Here is a 25103-nt window from a genome sequence, read left to right as displayed (position 1 = left end):
ACAGCAGCCAAGCAGCAATGCTCTCGATGTTACTCGTCAGTAACTTACCCGGCAAGGCCCCTCACCAAGGGACGCTCTCTCACTTACTGTGCCTTTTTGGCCAGCGCTCTCTCACTTTCCTCAAGAAAGTGAGAGAGCGCTGGCAATTTTCACACATCAAGTGAGAGAGCGTCCGGGGGGATTTGGTGTGGGAGCCGGTGGCCGGGGCCGGGGCTGCTATCCGGCTGCGGCCACGTCCGGCTTGGGTTCCTTGGCCGGCAGCGGCTGCGGACGAAGGAACGCGTCGGCAATCAGGGGCGCCGCCAGTTCCACCTGCCACTCGCGCGCACCCAAGGCCCGGAGCTCGGCTGCGATGGAGGACTGACTGGTCTCCGCCGGGGGCCGCCACGCTACGCGGCGCAAGTAATCCGGGGTCAGGAGGTTCTCCAGCGGGAGCTTCAGCTGGTCAGCCTTCTCCTGCAGCAGGGGCCTTGCTGTGGCGAGCCGTGCGGCAGCTTCCGGGTCCCGGTCAGCCCAGACCCTGGGAGGCGGCGGGGCATTGGTGGCCAGGTGCAGCGGCGGGAGTTCTTCCAGATCCCGGGCCGTGGCAATGCAGCGCAGCCAGCGGGGAGCTTCGCGCTGGGCTGCACGGCCGTGGAAGCCCTTGGTCCCCAGCAGCTGGGGCACAGTAGACGGCATGGCCTTGGCTGCGGCAACCAGGGCAGAGTCCGGGATGAGCCGGCCCGGCGCCACGTCGCGCTTCTGGGCCAGGGAATCGCGTTCCAGCCACAGCTCCCGGACAGCCGCCAGCTGCCGCCGGTCACGGATCTGGTGCAGGCCGGAGGTTTTCCGCCACGGGTCGACGCGGGCGGGAGGCAGTCCTGCAGCCAGGATCGCGGCGAACTCCTGTTCCGCATACTCCAGCTTGCCGTCCGCTTCCAGGAGCTCGATGAGTTCTTCCCGCAGTTCGGTAAGGACCTCAACGTCCAGGGCGGCGTACCGCAGCCACGGCTCGGGAAGGGGCCTGGTGGACCAGTCTGCCGCAGAATGCTCTTTCGCGAGTCCGAAACCCAGCAGTTGTTCGATGACGGCGGCGAGTCCCACCCGGGGCAGGCCCGCCAGCCGGGCGGCGAGTTCGGTGTCAAAGAGCTTGTCCGGCCACATGCCCAGCTCGTGCAGGCAGGGCAGGTCCTGGCTGGCGGCGTGCAGGATCCACTCCACGCCGCGGAGGGCTTCGTTGATGATGTCCAGGTTGTCGAAGGGTTCGGGGTCGATCAGCCAGGTCCCGGCACCTTCGCGGCGGATCTGGACCAGGAACGCGCGCTGTCCGTAGCGGAAGCCGGAGGCGCGTTCGGCGTCCACGCCGGCCGGTCCGGTACCGGCGGCGATGGCGGCTGCGCACCGCTCCAGCCCGGCTTGCGTTTCGATGACCAGCGGAACGCCGTCGCGGGGCGAATCGAGTTCAATGATCTGGGGGATGGGGGCGTCAAAGCCCTCCACCGTGATGTGGGGTGCGGTATCAGCAGCCGGGACGCCGGCCGTGGTGTTTTCCGGAATGTTAGGGGTCATGATGCCTTTAGTTTACCGGCCGGCCGGTTCCGGGCTGCCGCCGGAATCCCCGCCGGGCGCTCGTCCGGGATTCGCCGCACGCCAGGGGCGCTAGTTCCGGCGCCGCTGGGGCAGCGGGGTGACGCCGTCCGGAAGCGGCGGAAGGCCGGCGAAGGTGCACACCATATCGGACCAGGCTTCGAGGTGGGCGGTGACATCGGAGGTGGCGGGAGTCCAGGAGGCGCGGAGTTCGATGTCGATGGACCCCGGCCTGTCCGCAAGGGTTCCAAAACTCTCGGAGAGGACCCGGGTGGCCGTGCCGCCGGCGGCACGGTAGGGGGCCTTGTGGTTTTCGAGCGCCTCCACCAGCCAGGTCCAGGCCACCGTTCCCAGCATTTCGTCGTTTCCCATCTCCGGTTCGAGCTGCGCCCGGATATAGGTGACGATGCGGAACTCGCCGTCCCACACCGCCGAGCCTTCCGGGTCGTGGAGCAGGATAAAACGCCCCGTGGCCAACTCTGTCTCGGCGTCGTCCGCTGTTCCTGAGGCAGCAGCCAGCGCCATGGCGGCCGGACCGTGCAGGGGAGTGGCGGCTGTAATTGGCCCTGGTGCGAGGACCTCCGCGCCCAGCGCTACGGCAAAGGGTGCCAGGCGTGCCGGAGCGGGGATCTCCGCAAGGCGGAGCTCCCCGCGGCACCGGGCTTTCCTGAGGGTTCCCAAGGCGTGGAGAAATTCCGGGGGAACCTGGTCAAGTGCGTTCACCTTCGCAGGTTACGCAACCGGGCCGGGGACGGCGGGAAGGCTCGCCGTCGCCGTGCGACTAGCTGGCCGACCCGCTCCGGTCAACGCGGAGCTCATGCCTGATGGCATCGGCAAAGGCATCGATATCCTCCTCGGTGGTATCGAACGAACACATCCAGCGCACCTCCCGGGCCGCCTCGTCCCAGTCATAGAAACGGAAGGACTGCCGCAGCCGGTCTGCCACGCCCTCGGGAAGGATGGCAAAGACGCCGTTGGACTCGGTTTTCTGCGTGGGCTGCACCCCGTCAATGGTGTCGACGGCGGCGCGCAGCCTGGCTGCCATAGCATTGGCATGCGAGGCGGAGCGCAGCCAGAGGTCGCCCTCCAGGAGGGCGATGAATTGCGCGGACATAAAGCGCATCTTGGACGCCAGCTGCATGTTCATCTTGCGCAGGTACACCAGCCCGTGCGCAGCCTCCGGGTTCAGTGCAACCACCACTTCACCGAACAGCAGCCCGTTCTTGGTCCCGCCGAAGGAAAGGATGTCCACGCCCGCGTCGCGGGTGAATGCCCGCAGCGGGACCTGGAGGTGGGCGGCGGCGTTCGCGAGCCGCGCACCGTCCATGTGGAGTTTCATGCCCTTGGCATGTACATGGTCGGCGATGGCCTGGACTTCTTCGGGGGTGTAGCAGGTGCCCAGTTCAGTGGTCTGGGTGATGGAGACGGCGAGTGGCTGGGCGCGATGCTCGTCGCCCCAGCCCCAGGCCTCACGGTCGATCAGTTCAGGCGTGAGCTTGCCGTCCGGGGTGGGGACGTGCAGGAGCTTGATGCCGCCGATACGTTCCGGCGCGCCGTTTTCATCCATGTTGATGTGGGCGGTCGAGGCGCACACCACAGCACCCCAGCGCGGAAGCAGCGACTGCAGGGACAGGACATTGGCGCCGGTGCCGTTGAAGACCGGGAAGCTCTCGATGCCGGGGCCGAAGTGGCCTTCCAGCACTTCCTGCAGCCTGGCGGTGTACTCGTCTTCGCCGTAGGACACCTGGTGGCCGTCATTGGCGGCGGCCAGCGCTGCGAGGACTTCCGGATGGACGCCGGAATAGTTGTCCGAGGCGAACCCGCGGACGTTGGGATCGTGCAGCCGGATCCCGGCTGCAGTTTCTGCTGTTGTGGTCATGGCTTTGGTCACGCTTTCAGTCTAAGTTCAGTCCCGGGCTGTGCCGTCAGGGTGCCAGCCGGAGCCGGGTGCCGTTCAGCTGGTCCGCGGATGCTTCGAAGAGTCCGACGACGGCGCGGGCAAGGTCGTCCACGTCCGTGGCGCCGGGGAAGCTGCGTTCGGGGTGGCTGCGGCGCATCGCGTCATCCACCAGGGCTTTGACCACGAGGACGACGGCGGCCGGTCCTGTGCCAGTGTCCGCGCCTGGATTGTCAGTGGCCGCCCGGCGGAAGCCGTCCGCCATGGCCATGGTCCAGGCTTCGGCGGCGGCTTTGGCGGCGACATAGCTGGCCGTAGCCGCTGCCGGTTTTTCCACGGCGGTGGAGGACACCATGGCGAACCGGCCACGGCGCGATGCAGCGATATCGTCGTAGAACACCCGCGACACGTTCCGGAGTGTGGTGATGGCGCCGCGCTCCAGGAAGTCCCAGTCTTCATCGGTCTGGTCGGCGATGCCTTTGGCTCCGCGCCAGCCGCCCACCAGGTGGATCACGGCATCCACAGTGACATCGTTCCCGGTTCCTCCGGTTGCGCTGAGGTCCTTCCTCAACTGCCTCACGTCCGCCAAAGCGGCAAGGTCGCACACAAGGCCCGTGACGCCGTCGCCTGCCTGCTGCGCTGCCGCCTCAATCCTCGCCTGGTCCGAACCCACGGTGATCACGCGGTGGCCGGCGTCGTGCAGCGCCCGTGCGACGGCGATGCCGGAAGCGCCGCTGCCGCCGGTCACCAGGATGTTCAGGCGGGGTACGTTCGAGGCAGGCGCCGCCGGCGCTGTTTGAGCTGTTGCCGGTTCCTCCGTCACAGTGCGGAGGCTCCAGTGATTCCGGCGGTGGATTCGATCACGGGGCGCATCTTCTTCTCCAATGCTTCGTAGAACATGGACAGCGGGAACTCGTCGTCAAGCACCTGGTCCGTCAGGCCGCGCGGCGGACCAGCCAGTGCCAGCCCTTCCGGTCCCTTAGCCCAGGCTGATGCCGGGTTAGGAGTAACGGTAGCGGAGATGAGCTTGTATGCCGCGAGCCAGTGGGCGGTCTTCGGCCGGTCGATGGAACGCCAGTACAGCTCATCGATGCTTGCTCCCAAGGCGATGACGGCATCGGCCACTTCGTCCCAGTCGATGGCGAGCCGCGTGTCCGTCCAGTGCAGGACGTGCTGCTGGTGCAGCCAGGCGAACAGCAGCTGGCCGCCGAGTCCGTCGTAATTGCGGACACGGCTGCCGGTGATCGCGAAGCGGAAGATCCGGTCGAAGATGATGGCGTACTGCACGAGCTTGGCGTGGCGGCGTGCCTCCGGGTCGGCGTCGTCGTCCTTCTCGATCCGCACCGACTCGCGGAAGGCGGTCAGGTCGCAGCGCAGTTCCTCGAGCGAGTACAGGAAGTACGGCATCCGCTGCTTGATCATAAAGGGATCGAAGGGAAGGTCGCCGCGCATGTGGGTGCGGTCGTGGATGAGGTCCCACATCACAAAGGTGGCCTCTGACAGATCCTGGTCAGCGAGGAGTTCTGCCGCTCCTTCAGGGAGTTCCAGGCGGGTGGTTTCCGCGGCTGCCTTGAGGACGCGGCGGAAGCGGGCGGCTTCCCGGTCAGCGAAAATCGCCCCCCAGGTGAAGGTGGGGGTTTCGCTGACGGCCACTGTCTCCGGGAACAGTACAGCGGAGTTGGTCTCGTAGCCGGCCGTAAAGTCGAGGAAGCGGATGGGAACGAACAGTTTGTTCGAGTACTCCCCGGCTTCGAGCCCGGCGATAAACTCCGGCCAGATCACTTCAATCAGCACGGCCTCAACCAGCCTGTTGCTGCTCCCGTTTTGCGTGTACATGGGGAAGACCACCAGATGCTGGAGGCCGTCCTGGCGCTGTTCCTGGGGCTGGAAGGCGAGCAGCGAGGACAGGAAGTCGGGAATGGTGAAGCCCTTCGCTTCCCAGGCGGCGAAATCCGCGCAAACGGCATCCAAGTAATCCGCATCATGCGGGAAGGCGGGGGCCAGGGCGCCCACCGCGTCAACGATGCTGCTGACGTAGAGCGATGCCTCAGCATGGTTTGCCGGGTCGGGAATGGAGCCGTCCTTCACCTGGAGCGCCTGGATGGCCGTGGCGGCCGCCTTGAGCCTGGTCCAGTCCTGGTTTTCAGCGGAAATCCGGGTGGAAGCGGTGATCAGTGTTTCGGTCATCGTCGGCGCCTTTCTGGTTGCTTGCTACCTATTGCGAGCGTAACAAGCAACCAGCAGGACTAATCTGAAAAGCGGCCTAGCCTAAGAAAACCTTTTGCTTCCAGCTGTAGAACAGCGAGAAGGTCCAGCTCTTCCTGATGTCAGGCCTCCGGTTCGGGGCCGCCGTCCTGCGGTTCTTCGCGCGGAACGAGCTTCAGCGAGACGGAATTGATGCAGTACCGCTGGTCCGTGGGGGTGGGGTAACCCTCGCCGTCGAACACGTGTCCCAGGTGGGAATCACAGGTAGCGCAGCGCACCTCCACCCGCTCCATGCCAAGAGTGCGGTCGTGGATGTAGCGGACCGTGCCTTCTGCCAGAGGCGCAAAGAAGGAAGGCCACCCGCAGTGGGAATCAAATTTCTCATTGCTGGTGAACAGTTCAGCGCCGCACGCCCGGCACTGGTAGACGCCGGCGGTATGGGTGTCCCAGTATTCCCCGGTGAAGGGTCGCTCGGTGCCAGCCTGGCGGAGTACATGGTATTCCTCCGGCGTGAGCTCCTGACGCCATTCGGCGTCGGTCTTCTGGACGCTGGGCTCGGCGGCGGGGGACTCGGGAGCCGGACCTGCGTCCTTGTTTCCGAAGATGTTCTTTCCCAGGATGTTGTTTCCGAAGATGCTCATAGCCTTGTCAACGCTCAGGAGTCGCCGATAAATCCCGAACCTGCGTACAGGTGCAGGACGGGGAGGCCCAGTTGGTCCTGGGCCTTGTTCGCCCAGTCAGTGTGGAACGTATCCGCCACGGCGTGCGGCCTGGTGACCACCACGGCCTGGGAAGCACCGCTTTCCTTGACCTTGGCTACCAGGCCCTGCACCGCGCCGCCGTCGACTACTTCTCCCGTGACGCCGGCGCCGAGGCCCGCCAGCGCTGCCAGCGACACCGCGAGGGTCTCCGCCGCCTGCGCCCGCTCGGTGGCAGGATCCGGGGCGTTGGATGTCAGTTCGCGGAAAGCCTTGGCGATGTCCAGCATGGAAAGGTTCTCAAGGAAGTCCACCAACAGGTGGCGTTCGGTGTTCGCAGGCACCAGGACCAGGAGCCGGGTGTCTCCTCCGTCCACAAGACGCTCGATGTTCAGGCGGTCGTCCGCGCCCAGGGGTTCTTCGGTCAGGATGACGATGGGATCACTCATGGCCTTAGCCTAGTCCCGCGCAAGGTGCAGCCGCACTGGTTCAGCGATGTGCCGGGTTGGGGAAAGTGCCGGGCCAACTGCGCCCTCGGGTGGCAAATACGGCCTGCCGGTGCCGGGGCGGTAAGAATAGTTCCATGGCACTTTTCCAGCGCAGCAGCCCCGCACCCCTCCTGAGTACCAAGGATTCCGGCACCGGCCTGTCGCTGCGGACCAAATGGGCCATCGGCGGCGCTATCGGCGGCGGCGCGCTCGCGGGGCTGCTGGCCACAGGGTCTTCAGCGCTCGCCGTGTACTTTGCCCGCCGGGTCATCACCCCCGCCCGCCAGCGGGCGGCGAACCAGGAAGTACTGGCCGTGACCCGGGACGGCCACGGGCAGCAGGTGATCATGGCAGCAAATGAGGACACCACCGTGGACGGGGTGTACGGGTTCTTTTTCGACGGCGGCAAGGGGCACGCCCGGATCGGCCGAATCGTCTCCTACTCTCCGGCTGAGCGCACCGTGTCCCGAGAGGTAGAAGCGGTGTACGCAGGGGACCTCAGCAAGGCCCGCTGGGGCTGGTGGAGCGGGGCCCTCTACCCGGACCCGGCCGCCGTCGGAATCCCTGCCGAAGAGGTCATGATCGACGTGGACCGCGGGCAGGCACCCGCCTGGCTGGTCCGCGCGGGCGGGACGGCACGGACCTGGGCGGTGATGGTCCATGGCAGGGGTGCCACGCGGCAGGAGGCCCTGCGCGCCGTTGGACCCGCCCTCGAGCTGGGGCTGACCAGTCTGGTGGTGTCGTATCGCAATGACGGGCTGGCGCCGTCCGCCGACGACGGTCGTTACGGCCTCGGGTCCACCGAGTGGCGCGATATCGAAGCCGCCATCGAGTATGCCCTGGCGAACGGGGCCGAGGAGATTGTGCTGTTCGGCTGGTCAATGGGCGGCGCCATCTGCCTGCAGACTGCGGATCTGTCCCGCTACCGGAACCTGATCCGGGCCATGGTGCTGGATGCGCCGGTCATTGACTGGGTGACCGTACTGGCCCACCACGCCCAGCTGAACAAGATTCCGTCACTGGTGGGGCGGTACGGGCAACTCATGCTGGGGCACCCGCTGGGACGGCGGCTCACCGGACTGTCAGCACCGGTGGACCTCAAGGCGATGGACTGGGTGTCGCGGGCAGTTGAACTACGCACGCCCACCTTGATCATCCACAGCGTGGACGATGAGTACGTGCCCTACGGCCCGTCCGCTCTGTTGGCAGAACGCAATCCGGAAATGGTCACCTTCGAGGCCTTCAACCATGCCCGGCATACCAAAGAGTGGAATGTTGATCCGGAGCGCTGGGAACGCGTGGTCAAGGCGTGGCTGCGGAAACAGCTGGCGCCCCGCCTGAATCCGGGTGCAGCCAGGCATGGACGCGACGCTGCACTGGGTGGGGAACGCGCCTAGAAGTCGCTGGTGGTATTGATCCGACGAGCGTTAGCCGATCGGGTGGCCCTGGCTGCAGGTGTTTTCTCCCGGCAGGACCTCGTGTCCTTGAAGGCACGTCACCGACGGGGGAGACGGGTTTTCGTGGGCGATGAAGAAAAGGCTGCTCTTGCCGTGGCTGATACCAGCATCCTCGCGCTGTAGCCAGGAACGGTGTGGGCGCTTTTTTGTACCCTCGTGGGATTCATGCGCAGCATGCCTGAATGGATTTGTGACCACGGTGACCGTGACCTTTCCTACCGTTGCTGCTCCTGCAGCAATTCAGCGGTGTAACGATTATAGGCCTGCAGCACGTGGATGGGCCCTTGAGGCAGCTCTTAAACGCCTACGACAGCGAGCTGATGGGTGCCGTGACGGCGGCGGTGAGGCGGATCAGGTCCGTGGGTGCCAACTCGATGTCCAGGCCGCGCTTGCCGCCCGACACCAGGAGCGTCTCCAGCGCCAGGGCGCTGTGGTCCAGGACTGTAGGGGAGGGAAGCCGCTGGCCGAGCGGGGAGATGCCGCCAAGGACGTATCCGGTGCGTCGCTGGGCGGCGGCGGGATCGGCCATTGCCGCCTTCTTGGCTCCCATGGCGGCTGCGAACGCTTTGAGGTCGAGTGTGCCGCTGACCGGCACGATCCCCACCGCCAGCCTGCCTTCCACCTCCACCATCAGCGTTTTGAAGACTTTTGCAGGTTCGATGCCCAGCGCTTGGGCAGCTTCTGCGCCGTAACTTGCGGTGGCGGGATCGTGATCGTAGGGATGCAGCACAAAGGGAACCCCGGCTGCCGCCAGTACGGCGGTGGCCGGAGTTCCCTGTGATGTATTTTTTCGTGCCATCGGTTCCGGGCGGACGGCTAGGAGCGCACGGCCGTGGAAGCGGCAACCTTGCGCTTGATCCTTCCCAGCATCGCCGTCATTCCGCGCATCCGCAGCGGCGTGATGGCGCGGGTCAGGCCCAGCAGTTCCGGCATGTCATCCGGGACCGAGAGGATTTCCTCGGCGGACAGCCCGTCCAGACCTTCGTGCAGGACGCCGGCAAAACCGCGCGTGGTGGGAGCCTCTGCCGGCGCTTTAAAGAAGAGCCGCACGGCGCCGGCCGGGCCGGCGCCCTTTTCCGTCTCGATGGTCAGGAACAGCGGGGACTGGCATTCCACCACCTGTTCGAGCAGTTCGGGATGGTCCTTCAGGCGATCGGGGAGTTCCGGAAGTCCCTGCGAGAACTCGAGCAGCAGTTGCAGCCGCTCGGGCTCCGTCAGGGCCTGGAAGTCGTCCACAATGGCCGCAAGGGCGGTGGGCAGTGCTTGAGTAGTCATCATTCCAAGTTTACGCAGGATCCAAACGGGAGGCGGCGTCAGGCTCCGACGGCGACGGGAAAGGATCCGCGCTCGGCGCCCTTGACGATGGGCACGCGCACGGCGTTGCCCCACTCGGTCCACGAACCGTCGTAGTTGCGGACGGATTCGAAGCCCAGGAGGTACTTCAGGGCGAACCAGGTGTGGCTGGAACGCTCGCCGATGCGGCAATAAGCCACAACGTCGTCGCCTTCGGACAGGCCGGCCTCGCCCAGGTAGAGGGCGTCGAGTTCCTCACGGCTGCGGAAAGTTCCGTCCGGCGCCGCCGCCCGGGCCCAGGGAATGGAGGCAGCAGTAGGAATGTGGCCGCCGCGCAGCGCGCCCTCCTCGGGGTAGGCCGGCATGTGGGTGCGCTGGCCGGTGTATTCCTCGGGGGAGCGGACGTCGATCAAGGGCTTGCCCAGGTGGGCCAGCACATCTTCCTTGAAAGCACGGATCGGAGCATCGTCGCGCTCAACAACCGGGTAGTCGCCCCGGGCCGGTGCAGGCCTCTCAGTGGTCAGTTCCCTGCCCTCGGCGATCCACTTGTCCCGGCCGCCGTCGAGCAGCCGCACATCCCGGTGTCCGAAGAGGGTGAAGACCCACAGCGCGTAGGCGGCCCACCAGTTGGACTTGTCACCGTAGATCACCACGGTGCTGTCGCGGGAGATGCCCTTCGACGCCGCCAGTTCCGCAAAGGCGGCCCCGTCCACGTAGTCGCGGGTCACTTCGTCATTCAGGTCGGTGTGCCAGTCAATCTTCACGGCGCCGGGGATGTGCCCCGTCTCGTAGAGGAGTACGTCCTCGTCGGACTCCACTACTACCAGCTGGCCGCTGGCAACGGCACCGTTTTCCACGGCGGCGGCGAGCCACCCAGTGGAGACGAGGCGCTCGGGGTGGGCGTAGGCAGCGAATTTCTCGTTCTGTTCAACGGGGTACGGCATAACGTTGGCCTTTCATTGAGGACACGGGAGGACAGCTGGATCTGGAATGGCGCCGGTGTTGGGACCTGCTCCCACACTAGCCAGCGCCCCAAGTGATGTCCGTATTCCGTTAACAGGACGAAATGTTGCCTTCATCACGCATCCGCCAAGTGTGGCCGGAGCCACCGGGAGCCGCGGTGCATTGCCGGTATCCTTTCTGGGGACCAACCACCAGCAGAACGGACCACCTTGGTACAGATCGAACAGCTTGCCGCCCGAACCCCGTCGGTATCGGTGGATGAGCTCCTCAAGGGTTTCTATCCTTCGCCGCGGTTCGGCCAGGTGTCGTTTGCAAGCTACCGCCCCGATCCCAAGCAGCCCAGCCAGGCACACGCCGTACGCGCCCTGCAGGGTTTTGCCGAGGGCGTTGGATCCGGTGACGGAGGTGGCCTGTTCAAGAAACTGTTCGGCAAAAAGGACACGTCCCGCGCCGGTATCTATCTTGACGGCGGCTTCGGCGTGGGCAAGACCCACTTGCTCGCCTCTCTCTGGCACGCCTCGCCCGGGCCCAAGGCCTTCGGCACGTTCGTGGAATACACCAACCTGGTGGGGGCCCTCTCCTTCCGCAAGACTGTGGAGGCGCTCAGCGGCTACAAACTCGTCTGCATCGACGAATTCGAGCTCGACGATCCGGGCGATACCGTGCTGATGTCGCGGCTGATGCGTGAACTCGCGGACGCCGGTGTGAAGCTTGCAGCCACATCCAACACCCTGCCCGGGTCACTGGGCGACGGCAGGTTCGCAGCAGTGGACTTCCAGCGCGAAATCCAGGTGCTTGCCGACCAGTTCGACGTGGTCCGCATTGACGGCGAGGACTTCCGCCACCGCGGGCTTCCGGCAGCCCCGGCGCCCCTGAAGAACAGTGAACTGTCCGCCCACATGAAAGCCGAGTTCGATGGCAGGACGGTGGCGCAGGATGAGTTCAGCACCCTGATCGCCCACCTCGCCGGCGTGCACCCCAGCCGCTACCGCCAGCTGATCGACGGCATCGATGGCGTGGTGTGGCGGAACGTGGGAACCATTACCGAGCAGGCGGTGGCGCTGCGCTTTGTGGTGCTGGCTGACCGGCTCTATGACAAGGATGTGCCCATCCTGGCCAGCGGCGTTCCGTTCGACAAGCTGTTCACCGAGGAAATGATGACCGGCGGCTATATGAAGAAGTACTTCCGCGCCGTCTCCCGCCTCACAGCACTGGCCCGCGAAGGCCAGAACCACGAACCGTCCTAGCTCGAAGCCCGTGGCCGGCGCGGATTTAGTACCGCCCGCACTGCCAGGCCGATGGCCAGCGCCCAAAACGCGGAGCCGACGCCGGCAAAGCCCAGTCCGGAGGCTGCCATCAGAAAAGTGACGGCCGGGGCTATCCTTTCCTCCGGGTCCGCCAGGGCCGCCGAGATGGAAGTTGCCAGGGTGCCCAGGAGCGCCAGGCCGGCCACTGCTTCGAGCATGCCTGGCGGTGCAGCCGCCACCAGGGTCACCAGGGCTGCGGAGAACGCAGCCAGCACAAGGTAGGCAAGCCCGGACGTAAAGCCCGCAACCCACCGCCTGTTCCGGTCCGGCCCCGCCTCCTCACCTGCTGCCAGTGCCGCGCTCAGTGCGGCGAGGTTGACGGCGTGGGCGCCGAAAGGGGCTGCCAGGGCAGTCCCGGCCCCGGTCACCAGCATGGACGCCCGCCAGGGGGTTTCGTAGCCGAACGACCGAAGCACTGCCACCCCGGGAACGTTCTGGGATGCCATGGTCACCACAAAAAGCGGCAGGGCGATGCCCGCCACCGCCTGCAGGCTGAACGTGGGGGTGGTCCAGTTGAAGGCAGGAAAAATCCCCGTCCCGTCCAGGGACGTGCCCCCGGCCGCCAGGGAAACACCAATCACCACCAAGGCCACCAGCAGCGCCGCGGGCACGGCCCAGCGGGGCGCGAACTTCATCATCACCAGCCAGCAGGCAATGACCGGGGCTATGAACAGGGGCACATCGCCCAAGGCTTTGAACGGCGCCAGGCAGAGCTGCAGCAGCACGCCGGCAAGCATCGCCTGCGCCAGGGTTGCCGGGATCTTGGCCATCAGCCGGCCCAGGGCTGGGACCAGGCCGGTCATGGCAATCAGTATCCCCGCGGCAAGGAAGGCGCCGACGGCGGCCGGCCACCCGCCGTCGACCGTTCCTGACGTTGCCAGCAACGCGGCCCCGGGAGTGGACCACGCGAGGGTCACCGGCACTTTTGACCGCCAGGAAAGCCACAGCACGCCCACTCCCACGGCCGCGGTGAGTGCCAACAGTCCGGAGGCGGCCTGTGCAGGGTCGGCCCCCACTGACTTCAGCCCGGACAGGACCACGGCGAAAGACGAGGTAAAGCCCACCAGCGCGGTGACGATTCCTGCCACAACGGGCCTGGAATCCAGTGTGGATTGCCTGCCGGGCCGGTGGGTGTTGAGGGATGCGGGGGACTTCGCCATACGGGCAGGTTACCGGGACTGCTTCATTAGCCTTCAATCGGTCAGCGGCGTACAAGCGCCGAGGACCTGTGGCATGTCCTTAAACGCCAAGGGTGCGGGTGCCGCCTCCCGGCGGGACCCGCACCCCGTTGACGTACTAGGGCAAAGCCCTGGCCAGATCCTGTTTACGGAGCCTTGTCAACCGGCGGAACCGGGTTGACCGGCGGGACCTGCTCAGCGGCAGGTGCCGTGCCTGGGGTTCCGTTCTTGTCAATGAGCTTGGAAGCGCCACCCTGAATCTTGTTGACGTGACCCGAGTACTTGCCTCCGGTCTTGGTGTCCACTAAATCGCCGGCCTTGGTGATGCCGTTCTTGATGGCCTGCTCGTTGCCGCGGATGAGACCTTGAGCCTTGCCCTTTAGATCGTCAATCAGTCCCACGAGCACCTCCCTTCAATCGCGGAGCCAGGTCGCTCCTCGCGCCTTCGATCCTAGCCCTGCCGGGGGAGGCGTGCCAAGGAAATCAGGGGCTTTGGGCGTTCGCCCGGAGCGGATACAAGAACATCCGGGGCCAGTCAGGGCATAAAAAAGGCAGCTCCGGGGAGCTGCTGAATGTGGGCGATACTGGGATCGAACCAGTGACCTCTTCCGTGTCAGGGAAGCGCGCTACCGCTGCGCCAATCGCCCGGAACCGGAAGACCGGCGTATGGGTTTATGGGAAGTAAGAGAGCGGACGACGAGATTCGAACTCGCGACATCCACCTTGGCAAGGTGGTGCTCTACCAGCTGAGCTACGTCCGCGTGTGCAGGATGAACCGGTAAACCGGCGGTACTGCGGGCAAGTTGCCTTGCCAGTGGGCGATACTGGGATCGAACCAGTGACCTCTTCCGTGTCAGGGAAGCGCGCTACCGCTGCGCCAATCGCCCATGTTCATTCGGAGGTAATCCGAAAAACCATGGTTTTCACCGAGGTGGGTACGGGATTCGAACCCGTGTATACGGCTTTGCAGGCCGCTGCCTCGCCTCTCGGCCAACCCACCGTGTTAGCGCCGATTCATAAGAACCTTTGCCGTGACAGTGTCCTGCGAGCGGACGACGAGATTCGAACTCGCGACATCCACCTTGGCAAGGTGGTGCTCTACCAGCTGAGCTACGTCCGCATTTTGGAGGGCAGATTCGCTGCCGTTCCCGGCATTTCCTCGCTTTCCAACGAGTAAAAACAATATAGGAGGTTCGGGGATTCTCCAAATCGCCTCCCGCCGGGAAAGACGCAATGGCCCTGCTTCCCAGCAACAGCGCGGATTTTTCCAAGTTACAGGCGTGTAATTCGCGAAGGCGGCGCGGGCCTTTGCGGGAGGGGCTGCCGTTGTGGAAGGGGCTGGGTGGGAGGCGCGTCGCCCGAGTCCTTCGCTTCCGTGTGCTGCTTCACCGGTCCAGTTGAGTGCCTGCAGTGGTGCCGCTTCCGGCCGATTTCCGAAATGGCGGCAAGGTCCGCTAACATTCAAATGCATCAGGGCGATTGGCGCAGTGGTAGCGCGCTTCGTTCACACCGAAGAGGTCACTGGTTCGAACCCAGTATCGCCCACCGCATATGGTCCGTTTCCGCTCATCAGCAGCGGAAACGGACCTTTTTTGTGCGTGCGGACATTCTGTCAGCCCCTTGTGAAAGAGTTTTTCTTATGACAGCTCCACTTCTTGCCCATGCCGCGGAATACGGTCGGATGTACGCCCGGTCCACCTCCGAGCACTTCTCAGTACCGTCCATCACCACAGTGATCGGCCAGCAGCCGCACGGGCTTGATGGTTGGTTCGGATATATGGGCGCCAGCAGCCTGGCCAAGGATCCGCTGCTGGCCGACTGCCTGGGAAGTCCCGCCAAAATCAAGCAGGCAGTAAATCGAGCGGCCAAGGCAGCGGAAACCTACCGGGACGAGGCCGCCAAGCGCGGGGACCGCGTGCATTTCTACTGCGAGCAGGTGGCCCTGCGGGCCCTGGGCCGTCCCCACGGCATGAAAGAGGCGCGCGAGGCCCTGGCAGCCAACGGCGAAGAAGCCTTCGCCGTCCGGTTCGACGAATGGTGGGAGCTTTTCCAGGTTGAACCCATCGCCCCCGAGATCACCGTCTGGAACAACTCCGTGGGGTATGCCGGAACCCTGGACCTCGTGGCACGGATCAACGGCCGGATCTGCCTCATCGACTACAAAACCAAGGGCACCACCCGTGACGGCCTGGTCAAGCCGCTGGACGACAAAGTAGTGATGCAGCTGGTGGCCGGCATGAAGGCGGAGGAGAGCCTGGTGGATCCGGAAGCGGGGACCTGGGAGCCGTGGAAGTATGGCGAAAACCCGGTCCTGCTGGCGGTGGCCATCGGCGAGACCGAGGTCCGCCCCGTCCGCGCCAACCCCGACGTCCTTAAGCACCACTGGTGGAAGTTCTGCGCCCTGCGGCGTGTCTGGGAGCTGTCCGCGGACACCATTTCAGCGGGCACGGCGCTCCTGCCCATCGCCCCTCCGCCTCTCGCGCAGGTACAGCCTGCCTAGGACGCAGGCGCACGGACAGCCCTGGAGTTCTCTGCGCCTAAACTGGATTGGTCCCCTTTGCCGCCTACCGTAAGGACAAACAGCGCATGGCTATTCTGAATATCCGCATCATCGGTGATCCTGTGCTCCGCACAGTTGCCGATCCTGTGACGGATTTCGGGCCTGAGCTGGCCAAGCTGGTGGCGGACATGACCGAGACCATGGAAGACGTAGACGGCGCCGGCCTCGCCGCGCCTCAAATCGGCGTCAGCAAGCGCGTGTTCACCTACCGCATCGACGGCGTGGAAGGGCACATCATCAACCCTGTGCTGGAAAACAGCGAGGACTTCCAGCCGGACCACGTGGAAGGCTGCCTCTCCATCCCGGGCCTGGGTTTCCCGGTAAAGCGTTACCGCGCCACCCGCGTCACCGGCGTCGATATGCACGGCAACCCCGTCACCGTCGAGGGTGAGGGTATGCTGGCACGCTGCTTCCAGCACGAGAACGACCACCTGGACGGCATCCTCTACACCGACAGGCTGGAAGGGGAGGACCGCAAGGCTGCCCTGCGTTCCATCCGCAACGCCAACTACGACGCCATCACGGAAAAGACGACGGCGAAACGCGCCAAGACAGTCGGCTCGAGTTTCGGGGGCTCGAGCTTTGGCGGCGTAACGTCCGGGTCCAGCTTCGGTGCAGGCGCGGCTGGTACCAACGGGTGAGGGTCCTTTTCGCGGGAACCCCCGCCGTCGCTGTCCCGTCCCTTAATGCGCTCGTCGAAGCAGGTTTCGACGTCGTTGCCGTCCTTACCCGGCCGGATGCGCCGATTGGCCGGAAGCGTGTGCTGACCCCTTCGCCGGTGGCCGCCCGGGCAGCCGAGCTGGGGATCGAGGTGATCCACGCGGCCCGGATCAACGATGAAACCATCGCCAGGATTTCGGCGGCCAGTCCGGACGTCGCCGCAATTGTGGCCTACGGCGGGCTGGTCCCGCCGGCGGCGCTTGGCATCCCGCGGCACGGGTGGATCAACCTGCATTTCTCCCTCCTTCCCTCCTGGCGCGGTGCTGCCCCCGTGCAGCGCGCCGTGATGGCCGGTGATGACATCACCGGCGCTGTGACCTTCCAGTTGGAGGAGGGCCTGGACACCGGACCGTTGTTCGGAACCCTGACGGAAACGGTGGGGCCTGAAGATACCGCCGGAGAGCTCCTTGAGCGGTTGTCCCGCAGTGGGGCCGTGCTGTTGGCCCAGACACTCTCGGCCATTGACGCCGGCAAGGCCGCCGCCGTGCCTCAGTCCGGTGAGGTCTCCCTGGCACCCAAGCTGACCCTCGACGACGGCCGCCTGGACTGGAAGCACCCGGCCCTGGCGATCGGACGGCAGGCGCGGGGAGTCACTCCGGAACCGGGAGCGTGGACGGTGCTGGCGGGCCAGCGGATCAAGCTGGAACCCGTCCGGCTCCGGCCTGACGTTTCACAGCTGGCGCCCGGTGCCGTGTCCATCCAGGACAAGAGCGTGCTGGTGGGTACTGGTTCGCACGCCGTGGAGCTGACCAGGGTCCAGCCCGCCGGCAAAAAGATGATGGCCGCTGCTGACTGGGCACGCGGCATGGCTTCCCTTGAAAGCGTGGTGTTCGAATGAGCGGTTCCGGCGACAACCAAGGCGGCCGTGGAAGAACCGGCGGCGGCAGCTCAGGCGGCCAGCGCGGCGGCTCCGGCGGCGGCCAGCGCGGAAGCGGCCGTGGTAACGGCGGGCCGCGCGATTCCAGCAACCGCAACGCCAAGGGCCGGGAACGGAACCGGGCCACCCAGCGCAGCTTCACCGACAACGCGCCGTCCCAGCGGACGCGCCGGGCTGATCCTGCCCGGCTGGTAGCCTTCGAAGTCCTCCGGGCCGTAGCCGCCGAGGACGCCTATGCCAACCTCGTGCTGCCGGCACGGATCCGGCAGCACGGACTGGACAAGCGGGATGCCGGGTTCGCCACCGAACTCAGCTACGGCGCCCTTCGCGGCCAGGGAACGTACGACGCCATCCTGGCCCGCTGCGTGGACCGCCCCCTGGACCAGCTGGACCCGGCCATCCTGGACGCCCTCCGGCTTGGTGTCCACCAACTGCTGGCCATGCGTGTTCCCGCGCACGCAGCGCTGGACCAAACCGTGGGCCTGGCCCGCGCCGTCATCGGCGCGGGACCCTCAGCCCTCATCAATGCCGTCCTCCGCAAAGTTGCAGCCAACACCCTCGAGGAATGGCTGGAGTTGTTGACCGGCGGCGAAACAGACGAGACCAAGGTGGCGTCCCTCCGCCACGCGCATCCCGAATGGATCGTCCGTGCCATGCGCCAGTCGCTGGTGGCGCATGGGCGTCCGGCCTCGGAAATCAACGACCTCCTGGAAGCCGATAACGCCGCACCGGTGGTCAACCTGGTGGCCCTGCCCGGCATCGGAAGCCTCGATGAAGCCCTTGAAAACGGAGCCGCTCCCGGTGAACTGGTGGAAGGCTCCGCGCTCTCCAGCGGCGGGGACCTTGGCCGGCTTGCCTCAGTAAGGGAGGGCAGCACCAGGGTTCAGGACGTCGGCTCACAGCTGGTGGCACGGGCCATGGCCGCGGTTAACCTTATTGGGCACCGTGGTGACGGCATGCCCGGCGCTTCCGGGGCCGAGATCCCGAACGACGGCGAAGCATGGCTGGACCTGTGCGCAGGCCCGGGCGGCAAGGCCGCTTTGCTCGGTGCGCTGGCGAACCAGAGGGGCGCCACCCTGCTGGCCAATGAACCGGCACCCCACCGGGCCAAGCTGGTCAGCCAGGCGCTGTCCGCCGTGCCCCGGGACACATGGCAGGTCAGGACCGGCGACGGCCGCGACGTGGGCACAGAAAAGCCCGAATCGTTTGACCGGGTACTCGTTGACGTCCCGTGCAGTGGCCTGGGCGCGCTTCGGCGGCGGCCGGAGTCCCGCTGGCGCCGCACGCCCAAGGACCTGGCCGACCTCGGCCCGCTGCAGCGTGAACTGCTCGCCTCCGCACTGGCTGCTGTCCGCCCCGGCGGCGTGGTGGCCTATGTAACATGCTCGCCCCACCCGGCCGAAACCACAGCCGTGGTCAGCGATGCACTTCGCAAACGCGATGACCTGGAACTGCTGGAGGCCGGGCAGGTCCTGGACAGTGTGAGCCTGACCGGGAACCTTGGCGCAGGGCACGAGTCCACCGCCCAGCTGTGGCCCCACGTCCACGGCACCGACGCCATGTTCCTTGCCCTGATCCGGAAAAAGCCCTGATCTGTAGAAGAACTGACCCGGCAACAGCCCTGATTCCCCAAGCACTCCGCAACAAGCACCGACTCCCTGGAATCCTGCACCGTGAAAGGTACACCCGTGACGCAATGCTGCATCAACCCGAGCATCCTCTCTGCCGACTTCGTCAACCTTGAGGCGGAGCTCAAGCGCATCAGCAACGCGGACGCGGTGCACGTGGACGTGATGGACAACCACTTCGTGCCCAACCTCACCATTGGCCTGCCGGTGGTGGAGCGGATCCAGGCAGTGAGCCCCGTGCCCCTGGATGCGCACCTGATGATTGCCGACGCCGACCGCTGGGCGCCGGGATTCGCGGATGCCGGCCTGGCGTCGGTCACCTTCCACGCCGAGGCTGCGATCGCCCCGATCAAGCTGGCACGCGAACTGCGGGCGAGGGGTTCGAAGGCAGGCATGGCGCTGCGCCCGGGAACACCCGTGGAGCCGTATCTGGACATGCTGTCCGAGCTGGACATGCTGCTGATCATGACCGTCGAGCCCGGCTTCGGTGGACAGGCCTTCCTGGACGTGACCCTGCCGAAAATCCGGCGCGCCAGGAAAGCCATCGACGGTTCCGGTATCGGCGTGGCCATCCAGGTGGACGGCGGCATCACCGAGGACACCATCACCCGCGCAGCCGAGGCCGGGGCAAACGTCTTCGTGGCGGGGTCCGCGGTATACGGTGCCGATGACCCCGCCGCCGCGATTGACCGGTTGCGGCAGACAGGCAGCGAAACGTTACGTTCCGCGGCGGAATAACAGGGAGCCCTCTGCCGTTATGGCACAATAGCAACACACATACGTGCTCCGGGGTCGGTGTAAGTCCGAACCGGCGGTGACAGTCCGCGACCCGCGAGCCGGTGGTTTCCTTCGGGAGGACACCGGCAGACGGTTGAACCGGTGGAATTCCGGTACCGACAGTTAAAGTCTGGATGAGAGAAGCACGTACAGCTGTTTCTGCGGCGTCTTGGGACGCCGCGGCGTTCTGCTGTCGTATACCCCCGGAGCCATCGCGGTTCGAGAGGGAAGGAACGACACAAGCATCATGAACCGTTTGCGATGGCTCTTTGAGGCCACTATTCCTGCTGCCGGCATGCCTGCCGGCCCATCCATCGAGGCCGCCGCGTGACGGCGGGGGTGGTCACGGCCTTTACTGCTGCTGAAACCACCGCCATGGCAACCGCCCTGAAGGCTGCCCTCAACGGTCCCCGCGGTGCGAATCCCCTGGTGGGTGCCGTCGTCGTAGATCCTGAAGGGCGCGAACTGGTGACCGGATTCCACCGCGGCGCCGGAACAGCCCACGCCGAGGTGGACGCCATCGCTCAGGCAGCTGCTGCCGGAATCGATCTTGCCGGCTGCACCATGCTGGTCACCTTGGAGCCCTGCAACCACATCGGCCGCACAGGTCCCTGCGCGCAGGCGATCATCGACGCCGGCATCACTGACGTCGTCTATGCAGTGGACGATCCGCATGATCCGGCAGCGGGTGGCGCTGCCACCCTTCGGCAGGCGGGTGTCCGCGTCCGCGCCGGACTTGGTGCCGGTGAAGCGCTGGACCTGAACCGGCAATGGTTTGAGGCGGTGGCGGCAAAACGTCCGTTCGTCACCCTGCATATCGCCCAGACCCTGGACAGCCGCATCGCTGCCGAGGACGGCACCAGCCAGTGGATTTCCTGCCCGGAATCCCTCGCCGACAACCACGCCATCCGCGGGCGGATTGACGCAATCCTCGTTGGTACGCAGACCGTGCTGGTGGACAACCCGCGCCTTACTGCGAGGGACGCTGCCGGCACCCCGGCCACCAAACAACCCGTGCGAGCTGTTATGGGGTTGCGCGACATTCCGGCGGACGCCGCCGTCCACGGAAGCGACGGCCTGATGCTGCACCTGCCCACCCGCGACCCGCGCGAAGCCATGTCCAGCCTGTACGGCAGCGGCATCCGCCACCTGATGGTCGAGGGCGGATCGCGGATACTCAGTGCCTTCCTCGCGGCCGGGCTGGTGGACGAACTCATTGTTTACCTGGCGCCCACACTGCTCGGTTCCGGAACTCCTGCCCTCACCGGCTTGGGGATCACCACCCTCGCTGACGCCCAGCATTGGGACTGGGATGCATCCGACGGCGGCGCCGTCAGGACGCTGGGCCGTGACCTAAGACTCCATCTCCGACCGCAACGCACTGTTGCCCTCGACCCACAACCGTCCCGCGCCACCGCGGAGCAAGCCCAGGGAGGCTACTGATGTTTACCGGAATTATTGCCGAGCAGGGGCACGTCCTGTCCGTGGAAAAGGAGGGCGACGCCAGCGCCACTCTCCGGCTGCACGCACCCGGCACCACCGAGGGACTCGCCCTGGGCGGATCCATCGCCGTCAACGGCGTTTGCCTGACTGCCACTGAAATCGACGGCAAGGACTTCAGCGTTGACGTGATGGGCGAGACTCTGGTCCGCAGCACCATCGGCCAACTTGCACCGGGCGACCCGGTCAACCTTGAACGCTGCGTTCCCGCCGGCGGACGGCTCGACGGACATGTGGTGCAGGGCCACGTGGACGGCGTCGGCGTGCTGCTTGAACGCGAGCCGCTGGGCAACTGGGACCGGCTCCGCTTCGGCGTCCCTGCGAACCTCGCCCGCTACATCGCGGAAAAGGGCTCGATTGCCATCGACGGCGTTTCCCTCACCGTAACCGCCGTCAGCCCCGCCGCAGAGCAGGAACCCTGGTTCGAAGTGGGACTGATCCCCACCACCCTGGCTGAAACCGGTCTTGGTACCAAAGTCGCCGGCAGCCGGGTGAACCTGGAAGTTGACGTGCTGGCCAAGTACACCGAACGCCTGCTGGCGTTCAACACGGCAGCGCCCGCCGCTGTTGAAGGAGGAACACGATGAACGCCGCCGTCCGAGTCGAACCCGAGGTGGGCACCGCTGCCCACTCCCGCCCCCAGGAAGACACTGCGGTGCGGCTGAGCACCATCGAGGAGGCGGTGGAGGCAATCGCCGCCGGTAGGCCCGTGCTGGCCGTGGACAACGAGGACCGGGAAAACGAAGGCGACATAATTTTCGCCGCCCAGGCCGCCACGCCGGCGCTGATGGGCTGGACTATCAGGTACAGCTCCGGCGTCATCTGCGTCCCGCTGTCCGGAGCACGCGCCGATGCCCTGGCACTGCCTCCCATGGTGGAAGTCAACCAGGACGCGAAGGGCACCGCCTACACAGTTTCCTGCGATGCGGCCACGGGCGTGAGCACCGGAATTTCCGCCACGGACCGGGCTCTCACGGCCAGGGTGCTCGCCGATCCGCAGTCGGGACCGGCGTCCGTGACGCGCCCCGGGCATATTTTCCCGCTGCGTGCGGTTGACGGTGGTGTGCAGGAACGTCCCGGCCACACCGAAGCCGCAGTGGACCTTTGCCGCCTGGCCGGCCTGGAACCTGTGGCTGTGATCGCTGAAGTAGTGTATGACGACGGCGAAATGATGCGGCTGGACGGGCTCCGTGCCTTCGCTGCTGAACACGGATGCCCCCTGATTTCGATCCAGGACCTGGTGGCCTACCTCGACGCGGAGGGCACATCGGACGGTAACACCCGGGCAGCACGCGCGGGCGAAGAAGAGGAGATACGATGACGGCTTCCGGAGCTTCGGGCAACGGCCACCACCCTGATTCTGGCAATGGCCACCACAAGGCCGAATCAGTGCATGGCCATCACCACTCGGACTCAGGCAACGGAAGCGTTACCCATCCGGTCAGCGGCGGTCCCATCGTGCAGCTTCCCACCGCCTTCGGAGACTTTGTGGCCCAGGCGTGGACCGACCTTGTCACCGGCCACGAGCACTTGGCAGTGAGTTCGCCGAACCCGCCCAAGGACGGGAAAGCGCCCCTGGTCCGGCTGCACTCCGAGTGCCTCACCGGGGATGTTTTTGGTTCCTACCGCTGCGACTGCGGCGAACAGTTGGCGTACGCCCTGGAAATGATCCGCGAGCACGGCGGCACGTTGCTGTACCTGCGCGGGCAGGAAGGCAGGGGCATCGGCCTGGCCAACAAGATCAAGGCCTACGCGCTTCAGGAAGCCGGCTTTGACACGGTGGAGGCGAACGAGCAGCTTGGCCTGCCCGTGGACGCCCGCTGCTACAAAGCGGCCGCCCAGGTGCTGGCCGAGATGGGGCTGCACGAGGTGCGGCTCCTGAGCAACAACCCGGACAAGCAGAACAGGCTGGCCAAGGCCGGCGTCAAGGTGGTGGAAATGGTCCCCACTGAGGTGCCCTCCCGCGACCAAAACATCCGGTACCTGCAGACCAAAAAGGACCGCATGGAACACCGCCTGGTCCTGGGCGACCACGTGGGCGGCGTGGTGCCGGTCACCAGCCCCGACACTTCCTTTGACCACGAACAAGACTGAACAGCACACCTTGCTGCCCCACCACAATGAACGGAACAGTACGAACCTATGAGCGGACACGGCGCCCCCGACATCGACCTCACCACCCTCAACCCGGCGGAAACATCCCAGCTCAAGCTGGCCATCGTCGCGGCCAGCTGGCACACCCAGATCATGGACGGGCTCCTGGACGGTGCCCTGCGTGCCGCCAAGGACGCCGGCATCGCCGAGCCCACCGTCCTGCGGGTTCCGGGCAGCTTTGAACTGCCGGTGGCAGCGGCCCGCCTCGCACCGCACTTCGACGCCGTGGTGGCCCTCGGCGTCGTGATCCGCGGCGGCACGCCGCACTTTGAGTACGTTTGCCAGGCAGCGACGTCGGGACTCACCGACGTGAGTGTGCGCACGGGCGTCCCCGTGGGCTTTGGCGTCCTGACCTGCGATACGGAACAGCAGGGCCTGGACCGTGCCGGCCTCCCCGGCTCGAAGGAAGACAAAGGCCATGAGGCCGTCACCGCGGCCCTGGCCACCGCCGTCGTGCTCAAGCAGTACCGCAGCCAGCAGTAGCGGTAAGGGCCCGCTGGATGGCGGGCGGTGTGTGTTCACTCACACGCCGCCCGTCATGCAACGGCCCAACAAGCGTCCTTTGGGCCGCAGCAAGTAGGCTGGAGGGCGTGAAGAATTTCGAGACGCTGTTCGCTGAGCTCAGCGAGAAGGCAGCCGCCCGCCCGGAAGGCTCCCGCACCGTCGCTGAATTGGACTCCGGTGTCCACGGCATCGGCAAAAAAGTTGTTGAAGAAGCAGCCGAAGTATGGATGGCTGCCGAATATGAATCCGATGAAGCGGCGGCCGAGGAAATCTCCCAGCTGCTGTACCACCTGCAGGTTCTGATGCTCGCCAAAGGCCTGACCCTGGAAGACGTCTACAAGCATCTGTAGCCACCGGTCCGGCGCGCCATCTGGCGCCCGTGCCTGCCGTGGCCTGCATTGCTTGAACCCATAGACAATTCCACATCCAGAAAGACTTTCCCCATGCTGCGAGTAGCCGTCCCGAACAAGGGATCCCTGTCCGAAGCCGCCTCCGCGATGCTCTCCGAAGCCGGATACCGCCAGCGCCGCGATTCCCGCGAGCTGGTGATGGTGGACCCGGACAACGACATCGAGTTCTTCTTCCTCCGCCCCCGCGACATCGCCGTGTACGTGGGCCAGGGAACGCTCGACGTCGGCATCACCGGCCGCGATTTGCTGCTGGACGCCGAGGTGGAGGCAGAGGAGCTGCTTCCGTTAGGTTTCGCCGCCTCCACGTTCCGCTTCGCCGGTCCGGTGGGGGATTTCGCCAAGGTTGAGGAGCTGGAAGGCAAGCGCCTGGCCACCAGCTATGACGGCCTGCTGCGAGGCTACCTCGCCGAACGCGGCATCAAGGCCAAGGTGGTCCGCCTCGACGGCGCCGTTGAATCCTCGGTCCGCCTCGGCGTCGCGGACGCCATCGCCGACGTCGTGGAAACCGGCAACACGCTCAAGGCCGCCGGGATGGAAATCTTCGGCGAGCCCATCCTCAAGTCCGAGGCCGTCCTGATCCGGCGCACCGGCGCAGGCGGTGCCGCGAACGGTACCGCCAAAGAGATCGAGGTGCTGATCCGCCGCCTGCAGGGTGTACTGGTGGCGCGCCAGTACGTCCTGATGGACTACGACATCCGCAAGGAACTCGTGGAACAGGCCGCCTCGCTGACCCCCGGCCTGGAATCGCCCACGGTCTCGCCGCTGCGTGACTCGGACTGGGTGGCCGTCCGCTCCATGGTGCCCAAGCGGGAAACCAACCGGATCATGGATGAGCTGTACGACCTCGGTGCCCGCGCCATCCTGGTCAGCAGCATCCACGCCTGCCGCATCTGATTCCGCACACCGGATCCGGCGCCAGCA

At 65.8% G+C, this 25103-nt stretch carries 26 protein-coding genes, 6 tRNA genes and 1 riboswitch; of the genes, 15 read left to right on the top strand and 17 right to left on the bottom strand.

Translation table 11 applies throughout. The features are described from left to right. Positions 1–216: 216 nt before the first annotated feature. The 7 genes from QF038_RS12210 to QF038_RS12180 form a co-directional block, all read right to left on the bottom strand. The gene (locus tag QF038_RS12210; protein ID WP_307610390.1) at positions 217–1548 is read right to left on the bottom strand and encodes an HRDC domain-containing protein; all 1332 of its coding nucleotides are present in this window, start codon (positions 1546–1548) and stop codon (positions 217–219) included. Between the two features lie 90 nt (positions 1549–1638). Next, the gene (locus QF038_RS12205) at positions 1639–2289 is read right to left on the bottom strand and encodes a DUF3000 domain-containing protein (protein ID WP_307610389.1); all 651 of its coding nucleotides are present in this window, start codon (positions 2287–2289) and stop codon (positions 1639–1641) included. Between the two features lie 58 nt (positions 2290–2347). Continuing rightward, positions 2348–3445 (bottom strand): low specificity L-threonine aldolase, encoded by a 1098-nt coding sequence (locus QF038_RS12200; protein WP_307613460.1) that lies wholly within the window; start codon positions 3443–3445, stop codon positions 2348–2350. Between the two features lie 46 nt (positions 3446–3491). Further along, positions 3492–4223, bottom strand: a complete 732-nt coding sequence (locus QF038_RS12195; RefSeq protein ID WP_307613459.1) for an SDR family oxidoreductase — start codon at positions 4221–4223, stop codon at positions 3492–3494. 59 nt (positions 4224–4282) lie between these two features. Continuing rightward, positions 4283–5650, bottom strand: a complete 1368-nt coding sequence (locus tag QF038_RS12190) for a DUF6421 family protein (protein ID WP_307610388.1) — start codon at positions 5648–5650, stop codon at positions 4283–4285. 140 nt (positions 5651–5790) lie between these two features. Beyond that, the gene (msrB, locus tag QF038_RS12185; protein ID WP_307610387.1) at positions 5791–6309 is read right to left on the bottom strand and encodes a peptide-methionine (R)-S-oxide reductase MsrB; all 519 of its coding nucleotides are present in this window, start codon (positions 6307–6309) and stop codon (positions 5791–5793) included. A gap of 14 nt (positions 6310–6323) precedes the next feature. Next, on the bottom strand, positions 6324–6815 hold the full coding sequence (locus tag QF038_RS12180; protein WP_307610386.1) for a hypothetical protein: 492 nt from the start codon (positions 6813–6815) through the stop codon (positions 6324–6326). A 134-nt stretch (positions 6816–6949) separates the two neighbouring features. Here QF038_RS12180 and QF038_RS12175 point away from each other — a divergent pair, with 134 nt between their 5' ends. After that, a complete protein-coding gene (locus QF038_RS12175) occupies positions 6950–8251 on the top strand; it encodes a S9 family peptidase (protein WP_307610385.1) in 1302 nt (433 codons plus the stop codon). 364 nt (positions 8252–8615) lie between these two features. Here QF038_RS12175 and ybaK read toward each other — a convergent pair whose 3' ends face one another. The 3 genes from ybaK to QF038_RS12160 are packed head-to-tail and all read right to left on the bottom strand — an operon-like array spanning position 8616 to position 10548. Next, positions 8616–9110, bottom strand: coding sequence for a Cys-tRNA(Pro) deacylase (ybaK, locus tag QF038_RS12170; RefSeq protein ID WP_307610384.1), 495 nt, complete (start codon positions 9108–9110; stop codon positions 8616–8618). Positions 9111–9127: 17 nt separating this feature from the next. Beyond that, on the bottom strand, positions 9128–9586 hold the full coding sequence (locus QF038_RS12165; RefSeq protein ID WP_307610383.1) for a SufE family protein: 459 nt from the start codon (positions 9584–9586) through the stop codon (positions 9128–9130). Positions 9587–9624: 38 nt separating this feature from the next. Further along, a complete protein-coding gene (locus tag QF038_RS12160) occupies positions 9625–10548 on the bottom strand; it encodes a sulfurtransferase (protein ID WP_307610382.1) in 924 nt (307 codons plus the stop codon). A gap of 228 nt (positions 10549–10776) precedes the next feature. Here QF038_RS12160 and zapE point away from each other — a divergent pair, with 228 nt between their 5' ends. Beyond that, positions 10777–11814, top strand: a complete 1038-nt coding sequence (zapE, locus tag QF038_RS12155) for a cell division protein ZapE (RefSeq protein WP_307610381.1) — start codon at positions 10777–10779, stop codon at positions 11812–11814. Here the strand turns inward: zapE and QF038_RS12150 are convergent. The 7 genes from QF038_RS12150 to QF038_RS12120 form a co-directional block, all read right to left on the bottom strand. Continuing rightward, positions 11811–13034 (bottom strand): benzoate/H(+) symporter BenE family transporter, encoded by a 1224-nt coding sequence (locus QF038_RS12150; protein ID WP_307610380.1) that lies wholly within the window; start codon positions 13032–13034, stop codon positions 11811–11813. The genes zapE and QF038_RS12150 overlap by 4 nt on opposite strands. 164 nt (positions 13035–13198) lie before the next feature. Beyond that, entirely contained in the window at positions 13199–13453 is a 255-nt protein-coding gene (locus QF038_RS12145) for an antitoxin (RefSeq protein WP_307610379.1), read from the bottom strand. A 174-nt stretch (positions 13454–13627) separates the two neighbouring features. Continuing rightward, positions 13628–13699, bottom strand: a tRNA-Val gene (locus QF038_RS12140). A 41-nt stretch (positions 13700–13740) separates the two neighbouring features. After that, positions 13741–13813, bottom strand: a tRNA-Gly gene (locus QF038_RS12135). 54 nt (positions 13814–13867) lie between these two features. Beyond that, positions 13868–13939, bottom strand: a tRNA-Val gene (locus QF038_RS12130). A 42-nt stretch (positions 13940–13981) separates the two neighbouring features. Continuing rightward, positions 13982–14052: transfer RNA gene (locus QF038_RS12125), tRNA-Cys, on the bottom strand. Between the two features lie 47 nt (positions 14053–14099). Continuing rightward, positions 14100–14172 (bottom strand) — tRNA-Gly (locus tag QF038_RS12120). A 353-nt stretch (positions 14173–14525) separates the two neighbouring features. Here QF038_RS12120 and QF038_RS12115 point away from each other — a divergent pair. The 13 genes from QF038_RS12115 (at position 14526) to hisG (ending at position 25076) form a co-directional block, all read left to right on the top strand. Further along, a tRNA-Val gene (locus tag QF038_RS12115) sits at positions 14526–14597 on the top strand. A 94-nt stretch (positions 14598–14691) separates the two neighbouring features. Beyond that, positions 14692–15552, top strand: coding sequence for a cytochrome (locus tag QF038_RS12110; protein WP_307610378.1), 861 nt, complete (start codon positions 14692–14694; stop codon positions 15550–15552). Positions 15553–15638: 86 nt separating this feature from the next. Next, positions 15639–16253 carry a peptide deformylase gene (gene def, locus QF038_RS12105; RefSeq protein ID WP_307610377.1) on the top strand — a complete coding sequence of 205 codons (615 nt, stop codon included), beginning with the start codon at positions 15639–15641 and terminating at the stop codon, positions 16251–16253. After that, entirely contained in the window at positions 16250–17170 is a 921-nt protein-coding gene (gene fmt / locus QF038_RS12100; protein WP_307610376.1) for a methionyl-tRNA formyltransferase, read from the top strand. Before def ends, fmt begins: the two co-directional genes overlap by 4 nt. Continuing rightward, entirely contained in the window at positions 17167–18801 is a 1635-nt protein-coding gene (locus tag QF038_RS12095) for an RsmB/NOP family class I SAM-dependent RNA methyltransferase (RefSeq protein ID WP_307610375.1), read from the top strand. The genes fmt and QF038_RS12095 overlap by 4 nt, the downstream gene beginning before the upstream one ends. A gap of 96 nt (positions 18802–18897) precedes the next feature. Continuing rightward, a complete protein-coding gene (gene rpe / locus QF038_RS12090) occupies positions 18898–19575 on the top strand; it encodes a ribulose-phosphate 3-epimerase (RefSeq protein ID WP_307613458.1) in 678 nt (225 codons plus the stop codon). Between the two features lie 39 nt (positions 19576–19614). Beyond that, a riboswitch (FMN riboswitch) is annotated at positions 19615–19765 on the top strand. A gap of 224 nt (positions 19766–19989) precedes the next feature. Continuing rightward, positions 19990–21057 (top strand): bifunctional diaminohydroxyphosphoribosylaminopyrimidine deaminase/5-amino-6-(5-phosphoribosylamino)uracil reductase RibD, encoded by a 1068-nt coding sequence (gene ribD, locus QF038_RS12085; RefSeq protein WP_307613457.1) that lies wholly within the window; start codon positions 19990–19992, stop codon positions 21055–21057. Continuing rightward, positions 21057–21701 carry a riboflavin synthase gene (locus QF038_RS12080; protein WP_307610374.1) on the top strand — a complete coding sequence of 215 codons (645 nt, stop codon included), beginning with the start codon at positions 21057–21059 and terminating at the stop codon, positions 21699–21701. The genes ribD and QF038_RS12080 overlap by 1 nt, the downstream gene beginning before the upstream one ends. Beyond that, complete coding sequence (ribB, locus tag QF038_RS12075; RefSeq protein ID WP_307610373.1) at positions 21698–22435, top strand: 3,4-dihydroxy-2-butanone-4-phosphate synthase; 738 nt, start codon at positions 21698–21700, stop codon at positions 22433–22435. The genes QF038_RS12080 and ribB overlap by 4 nt, the downstream gene beginning before the upstream one ends. Beyond that, on the top strand, positions 22432–23208 hold the full coding sequence (gene ribA / locus QF038_RS12070; protein WP_307610372.1) for a GTP cyclohydrolase II: 777 nt from the start codon (positions 22432–22434) through the stop codon (positions 23206–23208). The genes ribB and ribA overlap by 4 nt, the downstream gene beginning before the upstream one ends. A gap of 48 nt (positions 23209–23256) precedes the next feature. Then, positions 23257–23751, top strand: coding sequence for a 6,7-dimethyl-8-ribityllumazine synthase (ribH, locus tag QF038_RS12065; protein WP_307610371.1), 495 nt, complete (start codon positions 23257–23259; stop codon positions 23749–23751). A 107-nt stretch (positions 23752–23858) separates the two neighbouring features. Then, the gene (locus tag QF038_RS12060; RefSeq protein ID WP_050055439.1) at positions 23859–24122 is read left to right on the top strand and encodes a phosphoribosyl-ATP diphosphatase; all 264 of its coding nucleotides are present in this window, start codon (positions 23859–23861) and stop codon (positions 24120–24122) included. A 93-nt stretch (positions 24123–24215) separates the two neighbouring features. Further along, positions 24216–25076 (top strand): ATP phosphoribosyltransferase, encoded by an 861-nt coding sequence (gene hisG / locus QF038_RS12055; RefSeq protein WP_307610369.1) that lies wholly within the window; start codon positions 24216–24218, stop codon positions 25074–25076. Positions 25077–25103 lie beyond the last annotated feature (27 nt).

This window comes from Pseudarthrobacter sp. W1I19, from assembly GCF_030817835.1.
Classification (GTDB): domain Bacteria; phylum Actinomycetota; class Actinomycetes; order Actinomycetales; family Micrococcaceae; genus Arthrobacter.
Note: the sequence above shows the minus strand (reverse complement) of the source record. Positions and strands in the feature narration are given on the sequence as shown.